The sequence below is a fragment of the Lentimicrobiaceae bacterium genome (assembly GCA_023227965.1).
Classification (GTDB): domain Bacteria; phylum Bacteroidota; class Bacteroidia; order Bacteroidales; family JALOCA01; genus JALOCA01.
In genome coordinates, this window is the sequence record JALOCA010000009.1 from 44,573 (window position 1) to 68,187 (window position 23,615).

Below are 23,615 nucleotides of genomic sequence, written 5' to 3' on the forward strand. Positions count from 1 at the left end.
ATGTTCAGCCATTTGTATTTTGTACAACCTTATTTTTTGCTGTTGTTGCTGGCTGTTCCCGTATGGATAGTATGGCATAAACTAAAAAAACCAAATTTACATGCCCATATTCAGGTTTCCACGTTACAGCCGTTTGCAAATATTACATCGGGATACCGGCAGCGTTTTTTTTCATATTTTTGGATATTGCGGATGCTGGCTTTTGTATTACTTGTGATAGCCTTAGCCCGGCCTCAGTCAAGTCTTTCGCGGCAGGATATTTCTGTTGAAGGAATTGATATTATGCTGGCTACCGACATTTCGGGCAGCATGCTTGCCGAAGATTTCAAACCTAACCGGTTGGAAGCAGCTCAGAAAGTTGCAATTGATTTTATTAAGGGACGACCTAACGACCGTATCGGTTTGGTTGTTTTCAGTGGCGAAAGTTTTACTCAATGCCCCCTAACCACTGACCATTCTATACTTATTAATCTTTTTAAGGATATCAAAAGTGGTATGATAGACGATGGAACTGCCCTTGGCGATGGGTTGGCAACGGCGGTGGACAGGCTCAGAAACAGCAAAGCCATCAGCAAAGTCATCATTTTGCTCACCGACGGTGTAAACAATATGGGTTCTCTCGACCCTATTTCGGCTGCCGAGATTGCCAAATTGTATGGAATCCGTATTTATACAATAGGCGTGGGAACCTATGGAACAGCTCCTTATCCCGTGCAAACTCCTTTCGGAATTCAATATCAGGAAATGGAAGTTCAGATTGATGAACCCTTGCTGAAACAGGTAGCCCAAATGACTAACGGAGGTTATTTCAGGGCGATAAATGAACATAAACTCGTGAAAATTTATCAAAAAATTGATAAATTAGAAAAATCAAAAATTGATGTTACCGAATTCAGGAAAAAAAAGGAGGAATTTTTACCTTTTGCCCTCATCGCATTGATTTTGCTTGTCATTGAAATGGGATTGCGTTATACAGTTTTCAGAGTTTTACCCTAATTAAATACCAGCCTTATTATGTTTCGATTTGCTCATCCATTATTTTTTTACGGTTTTTTACTTGTTCCATTACTTGTGCTGGCGTTTGTGTGGATGCAGAAACAAAAAAAAGATGCTCTTGCAAAATATGGAGATGCAACTGTAATTCATCAGCTTATGCCCTATGTTTCGCGACAGCGAAGCATTATCAAATTTATTCTTCTCATTTCTGCCTGCATTTTTATTATTATTGGGCTTGCCGATCCACAAATCGGGTCCAAAATTGAAAAGATAAAACGCAAAGGTATTGACATTGTCATTGCACTTGATGTGTCGAACAGCATGTTAGCAGAAGATATCAAACCTAATCGTCTTGCCAAGGCAAAACAATCCATTTCAAAACTTATTGATAACCTCGAAAGCGACCGCATCGGGATTATTGTTTTTGCCGGAAAAGCCTATGTGCAGTTACCTATTACAAACGATTATGGAGCCGCAAAACTTTTTCTGTCGAATATCAGTACCGAAATGGTTCCTACGCAGGGAACGGCTATAGGCGAAGCCATCAATATGGCATCGCAGTCTTTTAATAACTCTAAGGCTACTCGCGTAGTCATTGTAATTTCTGATGGTGAAAATCACGAAGATGATGCGATTGCTGCTGCCAAAGAAGCTGAGAAACAAGGCATATTTGTTTATACCATCGGGATGGGGCTCCCCGAAGGTGCACCCATACCCGTTTTTGATGATAACGGATTCCAGGTGGATTATAAAAAAGACATGGATGGCAGTACCGTGATTAGCAGGCTGAATGAAGATTTGCTACGCGAAGTTGCCCACACGGCTAAAGGAGCATATGTAAGGGCAAATAATATGGAAGCCGGTTTGGATAAAATATTTGAAAGTTTCACACGACTTGAGAAAAAAGAATATCAAAGCCGTTTGTTTTCCGATTATGAAGACCGTTTTCAGTATTTTCTGCTGATTGCTGTTGTTTTAATTTGTATAGAAATTATCCTTGCCGAACGTAAACCTAAATGGGCTGGTAAAATAAATCTGTTTGGCAAAAAAGAATAACTTTGTGTAGTTTATGTTTGAAAAATTATATATATCATTTACAGGTATTAAGATGAAAAGGCAAAATAAATACCGGTTTTTAGTCCTGCCATTACTCTTCATTCCGTTATTGCTTTCTGCACAAAGTGAAACCCATTTGCTTCGGCAGGGCAATAAGTTGTATGAACAAAAAAAATATAAAGATGCGGAAATAAACTACCGCAAAGCCGGCAGCAAAAGTAAAAATCCTTTTCGGGCAAATTATAACCTGGGAAACAGCATGTACAAACAAAATAATTACAACGAGGCCGCCTCAGTATATCGTGAATTACTAACCCGTAAAAGCGATAAAAAAAATCTGGCAAAAGCCTACCACAATCTTGGGAATTCATTGCTGCAGGATAAAAAATACGAAGAGAGTATCAAATCCTATAAGAATGCACTCAGAATTAATCCTAAAGACAACGATACCAAATATAATCTCGAATTTGCCAAACGAAAACTGCTGCAAAAACAACAGCAACAAAAGCAAAAAAATAATAATAAACAAGATAAAAAACAGAACGATCCCAAGCAGGATAAACAGCAGCCGCAGCCGCAACAGCAAAAACAACAGCAACAAAAACAAATTTCGAAGGAAGATGCCGAACGTATGCTTCAAGCATTAAAAAATGATGAAAAGAATACTCTGGAAAAACTTAAAAAACAAAATGCCAAAAAAGTAAAGGTGGCTGTTGAAAAAGATTGGTAATTTAAAAAATACACAAAATGAAGCAAGTAGCTTTTTTGTTTTTTTTACTTTGTTTTTTTGCCGGAAATGTTTTTTCCGAGGATGTAAAATTCACAGCTACAACAAACGGTAATGTGGCTGTTGGCGAGCAATTTGTGCTTGTGTATTCGGTGAATGCCGAAGCCAATCGGTTTACGGGTCCTTCTATCAAAAACTTCGACGTTCTTGCGGGACCAAACCAGTCATCAAGTTCGAGTATACAGATTATCAATGGAAGTGTAACACAAACGGTTAGTTTACGTTACACTTACTATTTGATGGCTAACAGCGAAGGAACTTTTACCATCCCCCCGGCAAGTGTGTTTGTAAACGGGAAAAAATATTCTTCAAATACAGTTACAATTCGGGTAAGTAAGGAAAGTTCAAATGCTAACAGCCGTACCCCAAACCGTCAGAATTATCGGCAACAGCAGAATGATTTCAGTGATGAAGTTAAGGGACAGTCGGTTTTTTTGAAAGCCAATGTAAATAAATTTAACCCTATGCAGGGTGAACAAGTTTTGGTAACCTACAAAATATATTTTAAAGGAGTTCAGATATCTCAATTTGCAATAAACAAATTAGCTACATATTCAGGTTTCTGGGCACAGGAACTCACAAAAGAAAACACAAAACCAAAGCTTTATACTGAAATTGTTGATGGCGAAAGATATAATGTAGCCGAGATACGAAAAGTGGCATTATATCCTCAAAAAACAGGCAAGTTAACCATTGCTCCACTTGAAGTGGAAACATTATGCCAAATGCTTTCAAAAAACCGCAGGCGTTCCAATGACCCTTTCTTTGATGATTTTTTCAGCGACTTTTTTGGTCCTACAGTGCAGAATGTTAAGAAAACGCTTAAGTCAAATAGCCTTTCAATTGATGTGAAACCTTTGCCTTCCGAAGGCAAACTTTCAGGGTTTTCCGGAGCAGTGGGCAATTTTGTAATGAAATCGGAAATTGACCGTACTTCGCTCAAGGCTAACGAATCGGTAACTCTTAAAATAAGCATTTCGGGGAGTGGCAATCTTAAACTGATTGATAAAGTTGATGTACAGCTTCCTCCTGATTTTGAAACCTACGACCCGAAAATTACTGACCGTATCAACACAAGTGAATCTGGAATTTCAGGCACACGAACTTTTGAGTACCTTATGGTTCCGCGCAATGCCGGAAAATATACTATTAAGCCTGTGTTTTTTAGCTATTTCGATCTTAATAAGCAGAAATACATCACACTGACTTCTCCGGAATTTGTAATTGATGTGGCTAAGGGCGATGGAAAGCAGGCTTCGGTAACATATTCCTCGCAGGAAGAGGTAAAAGTTTTGACAAATGACATCCGTTTTATTAAAAGCCAGCACTTTGTATTGCAACCCATCAACAGTTTCTTTTTTGGCTCGGGTTTGTTTTATCTACTTTGGCTGCTTCCTTTTGTATTGCTGGGAATATTTATTTTTGTAAGAAGAAACAGCATTAAAAAACGCAGCGACCTGGTAAAAATGAAACACCACCTTGCGAATAAAATTGCTGTACAACGTCTGAAAACAGCGCAACAATTTCTGGAAGCCCGCAAATCGGATGATTTTTACGAAGAAATATCCAAGGCTCTCTGGGGTTACCTGGGAAATAAATTCAATATTTCCCTTGCAGAGTTGTCGCTTGATAATGTAAAAATAAAGCTTTTGCAACATAATATTAGCGAGCCGATTATTTCTGGGTTTATGAATACACTGGATGACTGTGAATTTGTCCGTTTTGCACCAGGAGAGCCTTTTGAAAATATGGAATCAGTATACCAAAAGGCAAAAAATGTGATAATCAATATTGAAAAAGAACTTAAAACATAATTGGTTATGATAAATTGTATCAGAATAAAATATGTATTTATAACTGTGTTAATGCTTTTTGCAGTACATGGTTTTTCAGGGGATTATCAGCAACTCATAAAGCAGGCAAATAAAGATTATTCTGCCGGTGAATATAACAAAGCAATTTCAGGTTACGAGAAAGTGATAAGCCAGGGCTACACCGCTGCTGAACTGTATTACAATTTGGGGAATGCGTATTTTAAAATAAACGATTATCCTTCTGCCATACTTTTTTATGAAAAAGCCTGTAAGCTTAAACCTAACGATGATTACATAGAAACAAACCTAAAAATTGCCAACAGTAAAATAATTGATAAAATTGAACCGATTCCCCACTTGTTTTACAAACGATGGTGGTTATCGGCACAAAACCGCTTTACGCTCAACGGTTGGGCGGTTTGTATCATTATTACGAGCGTTTTATTTTGCCTGTTTGCAGGCATTTATCTGGTTTCTGCAAAGCTTATTTTTCGTAAAACAGCATTTTGGAGCGCAATCCTGCTGCTTTTTGTAACATTATTATCGTTTACGCTTGCGTTTCAACGATACAATTCCATTCGTAACCAGCAGGAAGGAATAGTGTTTTCGCCGACGATTACGGTAAAAAGTTCGCCCGATGCAAACAGCACCGACGTATTTGTAATTCATGAAGGCACTAAGGTAGTCATAACCGACCGGCTCGACAGTTGGGTAGAAATAAAAATTGCCAACGGAAATGTGGGTTGGATACAAAAAGAGCTTCTGAAAACCATTTAAATATGCCCAAACCAATTCACTAATTCGTAATTCGTAATTTGTAATTCGTAATTTGTAATTTATAATTTGTTATGCCCTTAATCGGATTGCTTTCTGATACACATGCTTACCTGAACCCCCAACTGATTCCTTTTTTCGAAAAATGCGATCAGATTTGGCATGCCGGCGACTGGGGCAGCATGGAAGTGGTGAATGCCCTGCAAGCGGAAAAACCGGTTAATGCAGTGTATGGCAATATTGACGGGTACGATATCCGGAAAGTTTTCCCAAGGCACAATGTGTTTTTTTGTGAAGAAGTGAAAATATTATTGATACATGCCGGAGGCTACCCCGGGAAATATTCTTATGAAACGCAAAGTCTGATTGAACGTAACCAACCTCAGCTTTTTATCTGCGGACATTCCCATATATTGAAAGTAATTAATGATTCACAAAATTATTTGTTGCATATTAATCCTGGTGCTGCTGGCAAATTCGGTTTCCATACCGTAAGCACAGCCGTACGTTTTGCAATTGACGGAAATCGCATTCACAGTCTTGAGATACTTGAAATGAAAAAATAACAGCGGGAAGGGAAGGGGAGGTGCCTTCTGCAAAATGCGGGTTTCTATTCGCTATAAAGTAGATATTTTTTACGCTTGGCTTTGTATTTTTCCAAGTCCGATTGCCAGCTTTTACGAATCTCTTCTTCGCTTAATCCTTTAATTATCTGTTCACGCAAGCGTGGCGAGCCCGCCAGTTTATCGAAAAAGGTGTTAAAAAATAATTTGTTGTCGGGTAAAATTTTATACATATTTATCAGCCAGCCAAGGTACAAGCAGGCAGTTCTCGTCCTGAACTTTTCTGCGGAATCTCTCAGGTTAAGTCCGAAACAGGAAACGCCATCGTACAGGGGGGCATAAGTCGTTTTGGGGTCTCCTTTGGGTGTAAAGCAAAAATCTTTTTTGGGGTAATCCGGATGACCGATCATGGTAAATGAAGCAGAAGTGCCCCTGCCTACACTTACATTCGTTCCTTCGAAAAGGCAGAGAGAAGGATATAGCAGAACCGCTTCCGGGCAAGATAAATTAGGGGAAGGGTTAATAGGAAGCACGTATTGCATACTATGTGTGTAATTTTCAATGGCAACATACCTCAGCCGACATTTTTTGCCACCGTGCAACCATCCTTCTCCATTTATCATTAAAGCATATTCGGCTATCGTAAGCCCGTGCACAATGGGAACCGGATGCAGTCCCACAAAAGAGCGGTAAGCTGTATCCAGCACAGGACCATCTACATAAAAACCGTTGGGATTAGGTCGATCGAGGACAAGAAGTTCCACATCATTTTCGGCACAGGCTTCCATTACGTAAGTGAGTGTTGAGGAAAAAGTGTAAAAACGTGCGCCCACATCCTGAATATCAAATATAACCAGATCGATATCTTTAAGGTCTTCAGCCGTGGGTTTCAAGTGTTTGCCATACAGGGAAACAATAGGCAAGCCAGTTTTCCCGTCTAAGGAATTATTCACCTTTTCGCCTGCCTGTGCGTTACCGCGAAAGCCATGTTCGGGGGCAAAGACTTTTGTAACGGCAAAACCTGCATGCAATAAACTGTCCACCAAGTGTGTTTTCCCTATGAGTGAAGTTTGATTGGCAACCACTGCGATATTTTTTCCCTTCAGTAATTCAAAATATTGACTTGTGCACTCTGCACCTGTATGAATGCCGTTGGCAGGTAATTGGTTTTGTGGATGGGCACAGGCAACGGGTAATAAAAAGAAAATTAACAAAAAATGTTTATATAAACACTGTATAAACAAATGCATATATGGGTTCCCTGTCGCGGGTTTCTGAATCAGTATCTTCATATGGCTTTCTTTTTTACTTTTGCTAAAAAATAATTCTCTGTGCGTCCGGGACTGTTTATTGCACGTAAAATTCTTTCCAAAAATAAGGAAAATTTTTCACGACCCATCGTCAACCTCGCTGTAGCTGCTATTGCGCTGGGTATGTCGGTAATGGTAGTATCGGTAGCCATACTCACGGGTTTCAGGCAGCAAATTCGTGATAAAGTAAGCGGGTTCAGCGGGCATATCCAGATTATTCCTTATTCTACCAACAAATCCTTGGAATCTCCGCCATTGTTTAAATACCAACCTTTTTATCCGTCCCTTGGCAAACAGAAGGGCATCAGCCATATTCAGGTTTTTGCTACCAAGGCTGGCATCATCAAAACTGATAAAGATATTCAGGGCGTGGTTTTCAAAGGCATAGGACGCGATTACGACTGGAGTTTTTTCGACAGCCACCTCAAGTCAGGTAAAATTTTACAGATTTCAGACAGCGGAAGATGCGACCAGGTATTGATTTCAAACCTTATTTCCCAGAAACTTAGGCTAAAAGCCGGTGATAATGTACGTATGTTTTTCGTTATCAACAACCAGCCACGCGGAAGGAAATTTACCATAGCTGGTATCTACGAAACCGGACTCGAAGAATTTGACAATACTTATGTTATCGGCGATATTTATCATATTCAGAAATTAAACAACTGGGGTGCCGATTCGGTAGGTGGTTTTGAAATTTATGTAAAAAATTTCTCCGACATTACAAAACTGGGCAAACAAACTAACCAAAACATTCCTGTGCAGACCGAGGCAGTAACGTTGCGCAACCTTTATCCCCAGATTTTCGACTGGCTTGATTTACAGGATACCAATGTAATAATTATCCTTACACTGATGGCACTGGTGTCGGCGATAACTATGGTCTCCACCTTGCTTATCCTTATTCTTGAGAAAACCAATATGATAGGCATCCTTAAAGCACTTGGTGCCCAAAACAGGCTTATCCACAGAATTTTTTTATACAAAGCACTTTATATCATCGGGAAAGGAATGTTTTGGGGAAATATTGCCGCCATCGGTATCTGCTGGCTGCAGCTACATTTTGGATTTATTAAGCTTCCCCAGGAGTCGTATTATATGTCGGTAGTGCCCATACAATTAGAAGTGCTGCCCATAGTGGGAATCAATGTGGCTACCTTGCTGATATGCATGTTAATAATGCTCATTCCATCGCATATCGTTTCACGCATTCAGCCTGTTAAAGCGATTCGGTGGGAATAAAACAAATGCTATTTTTTTTGAGAATTTGCTTATGGGAACTAAAGACTAAACATAACTTTACTAACAGTGCGAAATAGAGTTAATCAGGCGCAGTTCCTTAATTCCTAATCCCTATTTTCCGATGCAAAAATTAGAAAAAATATTCCCCAATATCTCATCGGTAGTAATTTCACCTGTGATTTCACCCAAGTGATGGAGTACCATCCGGATGTGTTCGGCGATAAGATCTGTAGAAAGTGGTATTTGCAAGGCTTCCCGGGCTTCCGCCAATGCGGAATTTGCCAGTTTAAGTGCTTCATAATGGCGCAGGTTGGATACTATAGTGGCATCATATATATTAGTCCCATCCTGTAAAGGTTTAAGCAGCGATTCGATGATAAGGTTGATGTTTTCCTTGCGTTTTGCCGAGATAAAAATCGTCTCCATTTCCACCAGATCGCTGAAGTTATGGGGTGATTCCACCAGTAGGTCGGTTTTATTCCCTATGAGGATGATGCGTTTGTTTTTATCTTCTATGTGTTCTAAAAGGTCGTTGATTACTTCCCGTATTTCAATTAGTGTGGCAGTATTAATATCGAACACGTACAGTATGATTGCCGCAGAGTTGATTTTTTCATAGGTGCGTTCTATGCCGATGCTTTCAATAGTATCCTGAGCTTCACGCAACCCGGCTGTATCAATAAAACGGAACGAAATACCATTGTGGGTAATTACATCTTCAATGCTGTCGCGCGTGGTTCCCGGAATTTCTGAAACAATGGCACGTTCTTCGTTCAGCAGGGCATTCAGTAGTGTGGATTTTCCCACGTTGGGAGCTCCGATAATGGCAACGGGGATGCCATTTTTCATTACATTTCCTAGTGTAAATGACGAAATTAATGTTTCAATTTGCTCTTGCAGGGTTGTAACCAGCGCTATAAGTTGATTTCGGTTGGCAAATTCTACGTCTTCTTCGCTGAAATCTAGCTCCAGTTCGAGCAATGATGCCAATCCGACCAATTGCTCGCGTATATATTTGAGAGTTTGTGAAAATCCGCCTCGCATTTGTTTTATTGCCAGATCGTGCGATGATTTCGAATGGGAAGCTATAAGGTCGGCTATGGCTTCGGCTTGTGAAAGGTCGTATTTGTGGTTTAAAAAAGCCCTGAGGGTAAATTCGCCGGGTTGGGCTAAACGGATTCCCTGTTCGATAAGAATTTCAATGATTCGCCTTTGAATGTATAATGAGCCATGGCATGATATTTCTGCCACATCTTCGCCAGTGTAAGAATGGGGAGCTCTGAAAATACCCAGCAATACTTCATCTACCACCTCAGTTCCCCCGGTAATCCAGCCTAAATGAAGGGTATGTGAGGGAGCATTGATTAGGTCGAGCTCCTTTTTCCCGGGAGAGAAGCAACGGGTAAGCGTCTCAAAAGTCTTTTCACCGGAAATTCTTATTACAGCTATGGCAGCCATTCCGGGGGCTGTGGAAAGAGCGCAGATTGTATCGCGCAATCCGGACGAATACATCGGAGAAAACATATTTTTGTTAATTTTGTTAATTCAAATACAAAGTTATAATAAAAAGCATTCATAGAAATAATTTGTTAGTATTTGACTATACTTAATCACTTTTATTTAATTTTTCCGATATGAGTATTTTAGTAAATAACAATTCGCGGGTTATCGTTCAGGGCTTTACCGGCAATGAAGCCACTTTTCATGCCACCCAGATGCTTGAATATGGAACAAAAATAGTAGGGGGGGTTACTCCCGGAAAAGGAGGAACCCAGCATTTAGGGTTACCCGTTTTCAATACGATGTTAGATGCTGTAAAAACCACAGGAGCCAATGTTTCCATTATTTTTGTTCCTCCACCTTTCGGTGCTGATGCCATTATGGAAGCTGCCGACGCGGGAATAGAAGTTATTGTATGTATTACCGAGGGCATTCCGGTGAAGGACATGCAGAGTGTAAAAGAATTTCTTTGCAATAAAAAAAACCGTTTGATAGGACCCAACTGTCCGGGTGTCATTACTCCCGGCGAAGCCAAAGTAGGCATTATGCCTGGTTTTATTCATAAACCGGGAACCATCGGACTCATTTCGCGCTCGGGAACCCTTGCATACGAAGCCGTTGATCAGATTACCAAAGCTGGTCTCGGACAGTCAACCGGAATAGGAATAGGGGGAGACCCAATCATCGGAACGACTATGAAAGATGCCGTAAAACTGTTTATGACTGACCCTGCAACGGAAGGAATAGTAATTATCGGTGAAATTGGCGGGAACATGGAGGCAGATGTTGCGCTCTGGGTGAAAGAAAACGGAACCAAACCCGTTGTAGGTTTCATTGCAGGAGCTACGGCACCCAAAGGCAGAACGATGGGACATGCAGGGGCTATCATTGCCGGAAAATGGGAAACGGCGCAAGCAAAACAGCAAATCATGATCGAATGCGGAATTCATGTTGCTTATTCTCCCGCAGAAATCGGGGCTACTATGCTCAATGTTTTGAAAAAGAAATAGATTTTCGCTTTATTACCTTGCTTTTTATTTCGGGGACAAATTCATATGCCCCTAAATCGGGAGCACCATCGGCTATGCGATATACTCCATTGATATCCCGTCTTATATCACTGAATGCAGAATTGATTACCGCAATGTTACCTTTATTTACGGCAGCCGAAACAATAGTATCTAAAGCAAAATCATTTATTTCAACATCGGTAAACCAGGGTTCTTCATTTTTGATACAATTATTGAAATATAAGGAATTGCTGATGTTTATATTGGTTTTCATGAGGCAATTTTCAAACTGATAAATAAAAGCAGCTTTTTTGCCATTATCCAATAAAACCTCATTGTACTGATTCCCGAAAATGATACAATTGCCAAAATATGCGTTTGCAAGGTCGCGTGGTTGTTCATTACCCAGAGTATCATAGTAGTAATTATTGAGAACCAGAGCTTCATTTTGCCTTACGGTGTAATTCCAGTAATTTCCTATGGTGCAGTGCCTGAAATCGTAATTTCCACCAAAACGCAAAAAAACAGAACCTTTTCCGCAATTACCAAAAATGCTATTGCTGGCTCTTACGTAACTTCCCTGTGCAAGCAGTGCTACTTCCCCCATATTATAGATAAGTGTATTGTCAAGTACCAGTGTAGGTTCGGTAGAAGTTCCGGTAGTATCGGCTTGTATGCCTGTTGTTCCATTTATAATGACGGCATAGTTAATCCTGTTGTTTTTACTGCCTGGCGACAGCCAGATTCTGTCCCATTGTGCGGGAATATTGGCATATTCATCTTCGAGTCTGTCTCCCCGGAAAATTATGGGTTGTTCCTTCGTTCCGTCCACTTTCAGCGTTCCATCTCGGCGTACTAAAAGAAAGGCTCCGTTATGGAAGTAAACTTTTGCCCCGGCTTCAATAGTCAAAGTGTATAACGAGTCAACTGTAAAAGAACCATAAATGACGTGGGGTTTGGCGGCAGTGAAAGTATAGTCGCTCCCTAAAATAGCATTATTATAAAAGTGAGCATCCTGTCCCCATGCTACAAGTTTAACGTACTGTGTTTTTCCATTGGTCTCAAAAAGCAGGGAGTCGGACTGTATAAGAGGGCTGTCGGTGTTATTCGGATTGATGGTAACTTTTACAAAAATATATAAACTGTCTTTTCCAGCTATTTCAATATCGCTTACATTAAGGGCAGGGTTACCGTCAATATTGATTCTGAAGGGGGAGCTTTCGCCCCGCATTAAATGGATAGATTTAATATTCAGCGAGTTTTTATAATTATTATACACCATTAGGGTGCGGGTTGAAGACCCAAGTGTGGTAAAAACAGTATCGAAAATAACGGTATCGGTAGAAAAAGCTGGTTGGTGCGTGGGATTATCATCAATTATATCGTTCTTATTACACGAAAACAGGAAAACCGATAGTAAAAAAAATAATGAAGTAGCTGAATACAGCCGTAGAAGCCGGAAGTTGTACATGAAAAAATTTTCGGTCAAAATTAATAAACTCATCAAGAATAACGCAACGAATCCTGTAAAATTACTTTTTTGCCTTCAATACTCCTTTATTTAGGTTATGGTCATGATCTGGCTTGATTGGAAACCTTAGAGGGGTTGATAACTACTTTCTGGAGTCTGATTTCTTCCTACAATATACAATATTGTTGATTAACAATAGTTTAATATATGTTTTTCCATAAAAATAAAATCAGAAACAAAAATAAAAAAAACATTAAGGCTTATTCGATTTCTTCTTCTGTTTCTTTAATTTCATCATCTTCTTTTACCATGCGTTCATCATTTTCTGAGGGAAGGATTTCAAAATCGTTTGCAGGAGGTTTATCAATTTTTACGGGCACCTTCACAAGGTAGCTTATTTCTCCCCAGTCAATAGTTATAGCATGAAAGAAGGAGTTATTGGGCATGGAAACTTTAAACACATGATTTATGTAACCATCAGGGTACTTGATGTTTATGGCATTAAGCACTTCGGGTGGTAAATTGTCTATGCTTTTAATAACTTTTTTCTTTTCCATAGGGAAATTTTTAGCAATAATACGGAACTAATTGAATAAAAAAAATATTTTACATCTAAATAATATGTGTTTTTTACAACTTTGTAATGGAAAACGGACTTTCAATTAAATTGTATTTTTGTTGTTTATTAATTCATATTTTTGTTGTTTTATTAAGGTTTGCAATGGAAATGTCTGAAAATTATAAGAAAATTATTAATTCTGTTTCGGAAAATGTGAAAGTTGTAGCCGTATCGAAAACTCAACCAGCAGAAAATGTGTTTAGTACATACAATGCAGGTTGCCGTATCTTTGGTGAAAACAGGGTGCAGGAAGTGGTTGCCAAAAGCCAGGTTTTACCCCGTGATATTAAATGGCATTTTATAGGGCATCTTCAAACCAATAAAGTCCGGTTTATTGCTCCTTTTATTACAATGATTCAGAGTGTTGACAGTCTGAAATTGCTTCAGGAAATCAATAAAGAAGCAAAAAAACACATGCGGGTAATAGACTGTCTTCTTGAATTTCATATTGCAAAAGAAGAAAGTAAACAGGGCTTTTCCATTGAAGAGGCAAATGCTATGCTTGCAGGGCAGATACTTTGCAGTTTGAAAAATGTCAGAATTTGTGGAGTAATGGGCATGGCAACTTTTACTGATAATAAGGTATTGATAAAAAACGAATTCAGTTTACTTAAACAGTATTTTGATCATTTAAAAATCACGTTTTTCTCTTTTGAAGACTATTTTTGCGAAATTTCTATGGGCATGAGTAACGATTATGCCCTTGCGATCGAAGAAGGCAGCACAATGGTTAGAATAGGTTCAGCAATTTTTGGAGAACGAAAATAATATTGATATTTAGAATATTAGTACATATTTACAATTAAAATAAAGAAAAGGTATTGGAAATGGCATGGTTGAACCCTCTTATTACAATTTTAACAGTTGCAGGAGCTCTCGGTGTATTCCTTTACGGGATGAAACTGATGAGCGAATCGCTGCAAAAAGTAGCAGGGGAGGGCATGCGGAAATTTTTCACTTCCATGACTTCTCATCCTGTTAAGGGTGTAGTAAGCGGGTTGGTTATCACGGCAGCCGTACAATCTTCTTCTGCTATTACCGTACTTATAGTCAGTTTTGTTAATGCCGGGCTCATCTCTCTTTTCCAGTCTGTCAGCTTAATTATGGGTGCCAACATTGGTACCACCAGCACAGCATGGTTGGTTTCATATATAGGTTTTAAATTTGACCTTACATTTGTTTTATTGCCGATGATAGGGCTGAGTCTTCCCTTGTTGTTTTCCAAAAAACAGCAACTGAAAAACTGGGGGGAATTTGTTTTCGGGTTTTGTTTGATATTTTTGGGACTTAATTTTCTTAAAAGTAGTATTCCGGTAGTAACTGAAAATTCTTATTTGGTTCAATATATTAAAAATTTTAATAATTCCGGTATTTTATCATATATAATATTTTTTATTTTTGGAGTATTGCTAACTATATTGCTTCGTTCTTCTGCGGCTTCCATGGTACTTACGTTTATAATGTGCAGTAACGGATGGATATCGTTCCCTCTTGCGACAGTAATGGTCGTCGGCGATAATGTTGGCACAACCCTCACTGCGAATATTGCGGCTTTTGTGGCAAATGCACCTGCAAAAAGAGCAGCATTGTTTCATTTTGTTTTTAATGCTATTGGTGCAGTTTGGTCGTTACTTTTTTTACATTTTTTTCTTTCCCGGATTGCTGCATTAATGCAGCTTGCAGGTGCAGATTCCCCATTTACCAATGTAAATACAATCCCAACAGCATTAGCAATATTCCATTCTGGATTTAATATTATAAATACTATTTTACTTATTGGATTTATTCCTTATATTATACGCCTTACTGAGAAAATTATTCCTGTACATGACGAAGAAAAAGAATCTTCAAGATTGCAATATATTGAAACGATGTTTCTTAATACCCCTGAATTATCTTTATTGCAAACCCAAAAAGCCATTACTGTTTTCGCAGGCGAAATTAGGCAGATGTTTGCCCTTATTCCTCAGCTATTAATTGAAAAAAGAAATAAAAAATATAGTAAATTACTTTTAAAAATAGAAAAATATGAAAATACTTCTGATACTATTGAGATAGAAATTGCAGAATATCTTATACGAATTTCTGCCGGCGATATCAGCCAACCATCGTCGCATCAGGTGCGAAATATGCTGAAAGTCATCAATGATTTGGAAAACATGAGTGATATTTGCTGGCAAATGGCAAGAACCATTGACAATAAAAACCGGCAGAATATTTGGTTTACACAGGAAATGCGTGATAACCTGACACTGCTTTTTACATTAGTAGATGAAGCGCTTGCCCTTATGATAACTTACCTTGATGGAGAATACTTTAAAAAAGATTTCATTACAGCACGAAATATAGAAAAACAAATTAACGAGTTAAGAACCACGCTTCTTGCAGATAATATTGTAAATATAAATAAAAGAAAATATTCTTACAGGAATGGAAATTGTTATAGCGAACTTATTTCTCAAAGTGAGAAACTTGCTGATTATATTATTAGTGTTCAGGAGGCAATTAGCGGGAGTAAAACAGGAACCGCTTAACAATTAATTAATAGTTAAGTAAATTTGATTTAACAGGCTGCCACGTAGGAGGTGTTAAATTTGTACCATTAAAATTAACACCATGAAAAAGATTGTTTTGTTTGCTATGCTTGCAGCCATTTGTGTTTTTTATAGCCCTTTGTTTGCTGCAAATGAAAATGCACCTGCACAGGTTACTCTTAATGGGAAAGTTGTGGATATAACTTCTGGAGAAGCACTTGCTGGTGTTGCCATCACAATAGAAGGTACCCAGCTAACAATTTATACCGATTTGGATGGAAACTTTACTCTAACAGGTATAAAGCCCGGAAACTATAATCTTGTTTGTTCATACCTCTCGTATAAGAAAAGTCTTATTGAAAACCTTGATATAACAAAAGCCAGCCGGGAATTGTTTACAATTGCACTTCAGCCGGCCAAATAGTTTCATTTTTTAAATAAAAAAATCGGAGGCTTGATCAACCTCCGGTTTTTAGTTTGTACTAAATCATTTACGATATATTTTAGTATATATTTGTCGTATTACGATACCCCTGGTTGTTAAGATACCAATCTGGGTATAACGTTCCGCCGGATTGTGCCCATTCGGCAAAATGGAGGTACGTTTGCAGTATATCAACCATTTCTACCGGATATGCAAAATCAACCGGAATTTCGATAGCCCATGGTAAACCGGTAGCCGTGCAGTAATATTTATTCTGTGAAGGTACAGAAGCATCATCAAAAGTGCCAAAATAACTTGAAGTAACAAATTCAGTTGGCTTTTGATCCTTCAGGTGTACTTCTTTCCCTCTTTCCTGGTTAATGAAAATAAATGGATTAAAAGGTGCTGAACCGATGGAAGCCTGAGGGCTGGAAAAGTTTATGGTTATTGTTTGTATTTCTGTTACCACGGTTGCTCCACCCCGGATGGTATTTAACATGCCACCTCCAAGAATGGTATTTACAGCATCAAAAGGAATTATTACAGTCTCATTGGCATGTCCGGACTCATATCCCTTAGCATCCAGTGTTATAGCAGTACCTGCCTTAATACAGCCGGTTACACTTTGAATATTTGCAGGCACTGTATTGAGAACAATGCCGAAACCATTGTTAAGTGTTGCACCATCGGCACGAATTTTATATTTGGCAACGATATCTACATATTCATTCTGCGCATTTTTAACCATTTTATACTGTATTGCAATTACAAGGTCATTAAAGTCGTAGTCCCCGGTACCTGTCCAAAGGTCTTCAAATGCAACACTTGCAAAATCCGTAGCATTAGGATAATAAGAATTAAATGCTCTGTCCGGGTCATTGGGATATTCGTCTTGGTTATCTGAAATTCCGTCTCCATCGCTGTCATTAGTAGGAGGGCTACCTGATCCTGAAGGATTACAAGAAGTTACAGGAACATAACATTGGCAAAAAGTAACTGAGGTTGCAATGGTTCCGGTATTGCTTTCTATTCCGTTGGCATCGCAAAGGTCAGTGTAATAACGAACTACACCACTTCCATTTATCCTTGTGGTACCAGAAATATTTATTCTGCCACAGCCTGTGGATGGGCCATTTATAGTAGCATTAACCATTAAATTGGCTGTATTTATCTGCGAGCCATTACCAAGGTTTGTCTGGCTTGTACCATTTAATGTGGTTGTTCCTGTAACAACTACGTAACCATTATTTGTAAAAATATTGTTCTGATTATAATTACCGGAAACTTCCAGATGGCATTCATTGGTAAATACGCCTTGTCCATTGTTATTCAGATGTGCCGATATTCGCATTAAACTCTGATTGGTAATAGTACCATTGTTATTCACGTCGGCACTTACATTCATGATTCCGGCATTCAATACCGTGGCATCGTTGTTATTTACGTTGATACCTATGATATTTGCAGTTCCATAGTTTTCAAAAATACTTCCTGTGCCTGCATTTACTTGCCCTGATATTTGCAATATTCCGTAATTGTAGAAATAAATCTTGTTTAAGTTCAGGCTGGAGCTCATAGTATAAACACCATTTCCACTTACATAAATGGTTGCGGTAAAATTGCCGTTAATATTGATATTTTGAACAGTAGCAGTTCCGCAAACTACAAGGGTGGCAGCCCCTTTGAATGTTATATTTCCTGTGAGGTTGCCGGTAAGGCATACATGCTCACCCTCTTCAATGGTAATCGAATTTACCGAAGTGCTTATGGTTCTTGTACAACCATTGGAACAACCCGGGTCGCCTCCTACAGTTTTGTACCCTTTGTAGGTGTCTGCCAAAGCTGTAAACGTATAGTTTAGTTCTTTTCCCTTTATGGGAACCGCAACAAATTCGTTGATACCATCCTGAGAAGCATTTTGAATGTATAATTCAGTAAGATAGGATGGAATTCGGATTTTTGTTACATATTTAAACTGCGCATTGGTTATCCCGGTTTCTATCAGTTTACCCATTAAACCCGGGTTATCCTGGTATATTTTAATGATGTGAGCCTTTTCCCCGGTGGAAGTATTATTTACGTTGATAGTAACGGCTACTTCTTTAAAACTTTGAAAGTCAAAATTCTGACTAATATTCAAATCTTTAAATTGTGATGGCGTATCTCCGGATGTGGAATCATTTTTGGAACAGGAAAATAACAAGATTGTTCCGGATACAATTAAAAGCGACAAAGTGAGTAATTTATTTTTACTCTTGTAGAAGAAAGATTTCATATTTTTTTAGATAAAATTTATTTACAAATTAAAATAGCGCTTAGTAAAAGAAAAATCTGTGCCAAAGTATCATTTTATTAAACAAGCAGGGGAAAAAATAGTTCAAGCCAATGCATCATAAAGAATTTCAATAGGATGAAAAGCCGTTCTTCCTGTTCCGTCTTTGATTTGCTGGCGGCAACTTGTCCCAGGAGCGGAAATGATTGTTTCCTTCCCGGACTGACGGATGGATGGGAACAGCGTCAATTCGCCTACTTTCATCGAAAACTCGTAATGTTCCTTTTCATAGCCAAAAGAGCCAGCCATTCCACAACAACCTGATTTAATTTCTTCCACATGGTAATTCTCAGGAAGAGAAAGCATTTTTTTCGTCAGAAGCACAGACGCAAGCGATTTCTGATGGCAATGTCCGTGTAATTTGATATTTAGCACATTCTTCGTAAAAACGTCAGAAGTTATATTTCCCTTTTCTGCTTCGCGAATGAAAAATTCATCATAAAGAAGGCAGTTAGTAGCCAATTTGTGGGCATCTTCCTTCATATCTTTACGCACCAGGTCGGGATATTCGTCGCGAAAAGATAAAATCGCCGAAGGCTCTATCCCGATTAATGGTGTTTTTTCATTGATAATATCTTTTAGTTTTAACACATTGGTTTCTGCCAGTTTTTTGGCTTTTCTCACCAATCCTTTCGACAGAAAAGTCCTGCCACTTTCGGTATGATAGGGAATTACAACCTCATATCCAAGTTTATTCAATAGTTTAATGGCTTTAATACCAATTTCCACATCGTTGTAATTAGAAAACTCATCTGCAAAAAGATAAACTTTGCCAAATTTATTCTCAATATTAATTTTATTGTTATTCTTTTTTGCCCAGCAACGCAAGGTCATTTTGTAAAGGGCAGGAATACTCCTTTTGGAAGCAAAGCCCAGCATTTTTTTAAGCAATCCCGACAAGAATGATGACTTAACCACCGCATTGAAAACCGAGGGCAAAACCATTCCCAATTTGTTGACTTGTGTGATATATGCAATTAATCTTGTACGCAAGGAAATACGATTGGCATCGTAATAATGTTGCAAAAATTCGGCTTTAAATTTTGCCATATCCACGTTTGACGGGCATTCGGCTTTGCAACCTTTACACGAAAGGCATAAATCTAAAATTTTGTAAAGCTCTTTATTATCAAAAGGGTTTTTCTTTTCCGAACGGCTCAGTATTTCACGAAGAAGGTTAGCACGGGCACGGGTGGTAGTATTTTCATCTTTTGTTGCCATAAAACTGGGGCACATCGTTCCACCCATGATGGAAGATTTCCGGCAATCGGCTGAACCATTACATTGTTCGATGGCGCGAAGAAAACCGTTGGTTGAAGAAAAGTCAAAAATCGTGTCTATCTCTCTGGTTTTCTTTCCTGCTTCAAACCTGAGAAAAGTATTCATCGCCGGAGTATCTATTATTTTACCTGGATTAAAAATGTATTGCGAATCCCAGGTCGCTTTGATTTTTTTTAGTAAAGCGTAATTATGTTCTCCTATCATCAAGGGAATAAATTCGCCGCGAAGGCGTCCGTCACCATGTTCACCGCTGAGTGAGCCTTTGTATTTCTTTACAATTTTTGCCGTTTCGAGGGCAACGGTATGAAAAAGTTCTACATCTGCCGGGTCTTTCAGATTAAGAGCCGGGCGGAGATGCAATTCTCCGGTAGCGATATGGGCATAATAAACACAGCTCAACCCAAATCCGTCGAGCATTGCCTTAAAGTCCTTCATGTAATCCGGTAGAAATTCCGGACTTACTGCAGTGTCTTCCGTTACCGGAACAGGTTTCCGATCGCCAGGAACGTTGGAAAGCAAGCCCAAACCAGCTTTTCGCAATGCCCACACTTTGCTGATATCACTCCCGGTAATCACAGGGAAATGATATCCGTAGCCGGCTTTTCGCAAATTATCCTCTACCTCTTTCGTCTTTTCGGCTACTTCTTCTTTGGTAGCACTGGCAAATTCCACAATCAGCAAAGCAGCCGGTTCGCCTTCGATAAAAAAACGGTTTTTGCGCTGCTCAATGTTGTGTTTGGTTTGTTCAATAATTACGCTGTCAATTAATTCAACAGCTACCGGATGGCTTTTTAATGCAATGAGATTGCCAAGGAAGGCATCTTCCAGCGAATGGCAATGCACTGCAACCACTGCTTTTTCTTTTGGCGGAAGCGGAACCAGATTAAGCTTGATTTCTGTAAGGAAACAAAGGGTTCCTTCCGAACCAGCAATGAGTTTGCAAAAATTAAACTTTTCTGCACCGAAAACGAAGGGTTCGCTTTCCAGCAAAAGGTCAATGGCATAACCGGTATTGCGGCGTTTTACCTTTTTGTCGGGATATTGCTCCCGGATTTCCTGCCGGTTTTCTTTTAGCGAAAGGATGTCGCGGATGTTGCAGTAAATAGCCCCTTCCAAGTTTTGCAAGAGGCATTTTTCGTTGAATTCATCCAAAGTAAGCTGACGAAATTCGGCATCTGAACCATCAGATAATATGGCTTTTATCGAAAGTGTATGGTCGCGGGTACTTCCGTAAACCAATGAATGCGAACCGCAGGAATTGTTTCCCACCATCCCTCCAATCATACAGCGGTTGGAAGTGGAGGTTTCCGGACCGAAAAATAACCCAAAGGGCTCTAATTTCTTATTTAGTTCGTCTAAAACTACTCCCGGTTGCACCCTTACCCAATGTTCTTCTTGGTTTATTTCGAGAATCTCCGTCAAATACCTGGAAACATCCGCTACAATGCCATTGCCAACTACTTGTCCCGCAAGGGAAGTACCCGCAGTACGCGGAATGAGGGAAGTGCCATTTTCTCTTGCAAAAGAGATAAGATTCTTCAGATCGTCAACATTTTTTGGCCGGACAACGGCAAGCGGTTTTTCGCGATAAGCGGAAGCGTCAGTAGCATATAATAAAAGCGATGTTTCATCCGTAAAAACATCGCCCTGAAGTATATCTTTGAGGGTTAATATTTTTTCTGATAAAGAAGAAGAATTCATACAACCAATTTTATTAGTGCAAACCTACGAAAATTAGTTAATCTGCCGCACCTGTATGATTTTGCGAATTGTACAGATTGTGTGGATTGTGCAGATCGAATATCATTCATGACTTTTTATTTTTTTTGACCCTACCCAACCGGCATTCTCCTGATTTTCAGAGTTACTGCGCCCTCCCCTAATTTTAGGGTAGGGATCGGGAGGGGTCAACTTTTATTGCTTCAGTTTTTTTGACCCTACCCAACCGGCATTCTCCTAATTTTCAGGGTTACTGTGCCCTCCCCTAATTTTAGGGGAGGGATCGGGGAGGGGTCAACTTTTATTGCTTTAATTTTTTCTGACCCTACCCAATCGGTATTCTCCTGATTTTCAGGGTTACTATGCCCTCCCCTAATTTTAGGGGAGGGATCGGGGAGGGGCCAACTTTCATTGCTTTAATTTTTTTTGACCCTACCCAACCGGCATTCTCCTGAATTTCAGGGTTACTATGCCCTCCCCTAATTTTAGGGGAGGGTTTGGGGAGGGGTCAAATTGTCTCACCCTGAAATAGACATATAAAAAAGGTTTTGGTAAGGTTGCTAAGAGGTATAGATTTTCATAATCCGTCTCAATCCGTCGCATCCGCGTCATTCGTGTTCTATTACAACACACAGCATCATGGCTTCTGCATAAGGAAAACCGGGTAAAGGCAGACAGCATCATGGCTTCCGCATAAGAGAAACCGGGTAAAGGCAAGCAGTGTCATGGCTTCCGCATAAGGGAAACCGGGTAAATGCAAGCAGCGTCATGGCTTCCGCATAAGGGAAACCGGGTAAATGCAAGCAGCGTCATGGCTTCTGCATAAGGGAAACCGGGTAAAGACACGCAGCATCATGGCTTCCGCATAAGGGAAACCGGATAAAGGTAAGCAGCATCATGGCTTCCGCATAAGAGAAACCGGGTAAGTGCAGACAGCATCATGGCTTCCGCATAAGGGAAATTGGATAAAGGTAAACAGCATCATGGCAGATGATAACTGCAGCAAGTTTTAGTAGTTTCATAGGCATATTGTTTTATAAAAGTTAATAAAGAGTAACGATTGTGCCAGCACTTTTGCACTTCCAACCTTTGAGCATGAAAAATATTATCCGTGCAAATCTGTCTAACCCGTATCATCAGTGTTCTATAATTTACTTCATTTTTTTAATTCGGTAAAATGCGTAAATTTGCGCCCTTATTCTAAAGAAAGATAAAAGTTTATGAAGAAATTAGCAGTAGTAGCCTTTGGAGGAAATGCCTTATTGCGTGGCGACCAGAGAGGAACAATAGATGAGCAGGAAGCCAATGCTGCTCAAACAGGTCAACGACTCCTTACCCTTATCAATCGTGATTACGACTTGGTGATTACACACGGAAACGGTCCCCAGGTTGGGAACATTCTTCTTGCCAACTCGGCAGGAGCACAGCTTCACGGATTACCTGACATGCCTATGGATGTTAGCGTTGCTTATTCCCAGGGATTTATCGGATACATACTCGAACAGCAGCTTCGCAACGTATTAAAGGAAAATGACCTTGAACGCGATATCATCACCATCATCACCCAGGTGCTGGTGGATAAAGAAGACCCTGCTTTTAAAAATCCCGTAAAACCGGTAGGACCCTATTATACTAAAGAAGATGCTGATAAAATTGCTGCCGAAACCGGTGCAATTTTTAAAGAAGACCCCCGCAAACGCGGCTGGAGAAAAGTGGTGGCTTCGCCCCAACCTCTTGCTGTGTTGAATATGCACTCCGTGCAAAAACTTGCCCGTAGCCACCAGATAGTGATTGCTGTAGGCGGAGGTGGAATTCCGGTTTATTTTAAAGAAGAAAACAAGCTGGAAGGAATAGATGCCGTAATTGACAAAGATCTGGCATCTTCACTATTGGCAGTAGGCATTAATGCTGACAAATTTTTCATCCTGACGGATGTACCAAAAGTTTGCATCAACTTTAACAAACCCGACCAGAAACAACTGGACCGCATCACCGTAAAACAAGCCCGGAAATACCTTGCCGACGGGCAGTTTGCCGAAGGAAGTATGGCTCCGAAAATCAGGGCAGCTATCCATTTTGTAATCCATACCGGTAAGGATGCCATCATCACCAGTGCCGATGTGCTTGGCGTGGACAATGGCGGAACCAGGATTTCGATAGTATAGGTTATTGAATACGAAACT

18 protein-coding genes are annotated in these 23,615 nt (G+C 39.5%); 12 read left to right on the forward strand and 6 right to left on the reverse strand.

The window, feature by feature from the left end:
* From M0R21_04745 to M0R21_04770, 6 genes are all read left to right on the forward strand, one after another.
* The gene (locus M0R21_04745; protein ID MCK9617123.1) at positions 1-996 is read left to right on the forward strand and encodes a VWA domain-containing protein; all 996 of its coding nucleotides are present in this window, start codon (positions 1-3) and stop codon (positions 994-996) included.
* Between the two features lie 18 nt (positions 997-1,014).
* Positions 1,015-2,052 (forward strand): VWA domain-containing protein, encoded by a 1,038-nt coding sequence (locus tag M0R21_04750; GenBank protein MCK9617124.1) that lies wholly within the window; start codon positions 1,015-1,017, stop codon positions 2,050-2,052.
* Between the two features lie 13 nt (positions 2,053-2,065).
* Positions 2,066-2,782, forward strand: a complete 717-nt coding sequence (locus tag M0R21_04755; protein MCK9617125.1) for a tetratricopeptide repeat protein — start codon at positions 2,066-2,068, stop codon at positions 2,780-2,782.
* Between the two features lie 17 nt (positions 2,783-2,799).
* A complete protein-coding gene (locus M0R21_04760; GenBank protein ID MCK9617126.1) occupies positions 2,800-4,653 on the forward strand; it encodes a BatD family protein in 1,854 nt (617 codons plus the stop codon).
* A 6-nt stretch (positions 4,654-4,659) separates the two neighbouring features.
* A complete protein-coding gene (locus M0R21_04765) occupies positions 4,660-5,430 on the forward strand; it encodes a tetratricopeptide repeat protein (protein ID MCK9617127.1) in 771 nt (256 codons plus the stop codon).
* Positions 5,431-5,501: 71 nt separating this feature from the next.
* Entirely contained in the window at positions 5,502-5,993 is a 492-nt protein-coding gene (locus M0R21_04770) for a metallophosphatase family protein (GenBank protein MCK9617128.1), read from the forward strand.
* Between the two features lie 44 nt (positions 5,994-6,037).
* On the opposite strand, the gene M0R21_04775 is transcribed toward M0R21_04770, so the two are convergent.
* Entirely contained in the window at positions 6,038-7,204 is a 1,167-nt protein-coding gene (locus M0R21_04775) for a DUF1343 domain-containing protein (protein ID MCK9617129.1), read from the reverse strand.
* A gap of 117 nt (positions 7,205-7,321) precedes the next feature.
* Here M0R21_04775 and M0R21_04780 point away from each other — a divergent pair, with 117 nt between their 5' ends.
* Entirely contained in the window at positions 7,322-8,542 is a 1,221-nt protein-coding gene (locus M0R21_04780) for an ABC transporter permease (protein MCK9617130.1), read from the forward strand.
* A 111-nt stretch (positions 8,543-8,653) separates the two neighbouring features.
* Here the strand turns inward: M0R21_04780 and mnmE are convergent, their stop codons facing one another.
* Positions 8,654-10,066 carry a tRNA uridine-5-carboxymethylaminomethyl(34) synthesis GTPase MnmE gene (gene mnmE / locus M0R21_04785; protein ID MCK9617131.1) on the reverse strand — a complete coding sequence of 471 codons (1,413 nt, stop codon included), beginning with the start codon at positions 10,064-10,066 and terminating at the stop codon, positions 8,654-8,656.
* Between the two features lie 110 nt (positions 10,067-10,176).
* On the opposite strand from mnmE, the gene sucD reads away from it, so the two are divergent.
* Positions 10,177-11,052 (forward strand): succinate--CoA ligase subunit alpha, encoded by an 876-nt coding sequence (sucD, locus tag M0R21_04790; GenBank protein MCK9617132.1) that lies wholly within the window; start codon positions 10,177-10,179, stop codon positions 11,050-11,052.
* Here sucD and M0R21_04795 read toward each other — a convergent pair.
* Both M0R21_04795 and M0R21_04800 read right to left on the reverse strand, forming a co-directional pair.
* Complete coding sequence (locus M0R21_04795; GenBank protein MCK9617133.1) at positions 11,030-12,523, reverse strand: hypothetical protein; 1,494 nt, start codon at positions 12,521-12,523, stop codon at positions 11,030-11,032. The genes sucD and M0R21_04795 overlap by 23 nt on opposite strands.
* A 260-nt stretch (positions 12,524-12,783) precedes the next feature.
* Positions 12,784-13,080: a hypothetical protein gene (locus M0R21_04800; GenBank protein ID MCK9617134.1), complete on the reverse strand. Its 297-nt coding sequence runs from the start codon at positions 13,078-13,080 to the stop codon at positions 12,784-12,786.
* Between the two features lie 164 nt (positions 13,081-13,244).
* Between M0R21_04800 and M0R21_04805 the strand changes: the two genes are divergently transcribed.
* From M0R21_04805 to M0R21_04815, 3 genes are all read left to right on the forward strand, one after another.
* The gene (locus tag M0R21_04805) at positions 13,245-13,910 is read left to right on the forward strand and encodes a YggS family pyridoxal phosphate-dependent enzyme (protein ID MCK9617135.1); all 666 of its coding nucleotides are present in this window, start codon (positions 13,245-13,247) and stop codon (positions 13,908-13,910) included.
* Positions 13,911-13,969: 59 nt separating this feature from the next.
* Entirely contained in the window at positions 13,970-15,676 is a 1,707-nt protein-coding gene (locus M0R21_04810; protein ID MCK9617136.1) for a Na/Pi cotransporter family protein, read from the forward strand.
* An 82-nt stretch (positions 15,677-15,758) separates the two neighbouring features.
* Entirely contained in the window at positions 15,759-16,100 is a 342-nt protein-coding gene (locus M0R21_04815) for a carboxypeptidase-like regulatory domain-containing protein (protein ID MCK9617137.1), read from the forward strand.
* 79 nt (positions 16,101-16,179) lie between these two features.
* Here M0R21_04815 and M0R21_04820 read toward each other — a convergent pair whose 3' ends face one another.
* The gene (locus M0R21_04820) at positions 16,180-18,375 is read right to left on the reverse strand and encodes an LruC domain-containing protein (protein MCK9617138.1); all 2,196 of its coding nucleotides are present in this window, start codon (positions 18,373-18,375) and stop codon (positions 16,180-16,182) included.
* Positions 18,376-18,477: 102 nt separating this feature from the next.
* A complete protein-coding gene (locus tag M0R21_04825) occupies positions 18,478-21,414 on the reverse strand; it encodes an FAD-binding protein (GenBank protein MCK9617139.1) in 2,937 nt (978 codons plus the stop codon).
* Positions 21,415-22,652: 1,238 nt separating this feature from the next.
* Here M0R21_04825 and arcC point away from each other — a divergent pair.
* Positions 22,653-23,597: a carbamate kinase gene (gene arcC, locus M0R21_04830; GenBank protein ID MCK9617140.1), complete on the forward strand. Its 945-nt coding sequence runs from the start codon at positions 22,653-22,655 to the stop codon at positions 23,595-23,597.
* Positions 23,598-23,615 lie beyond the last annotated feature (18 nt).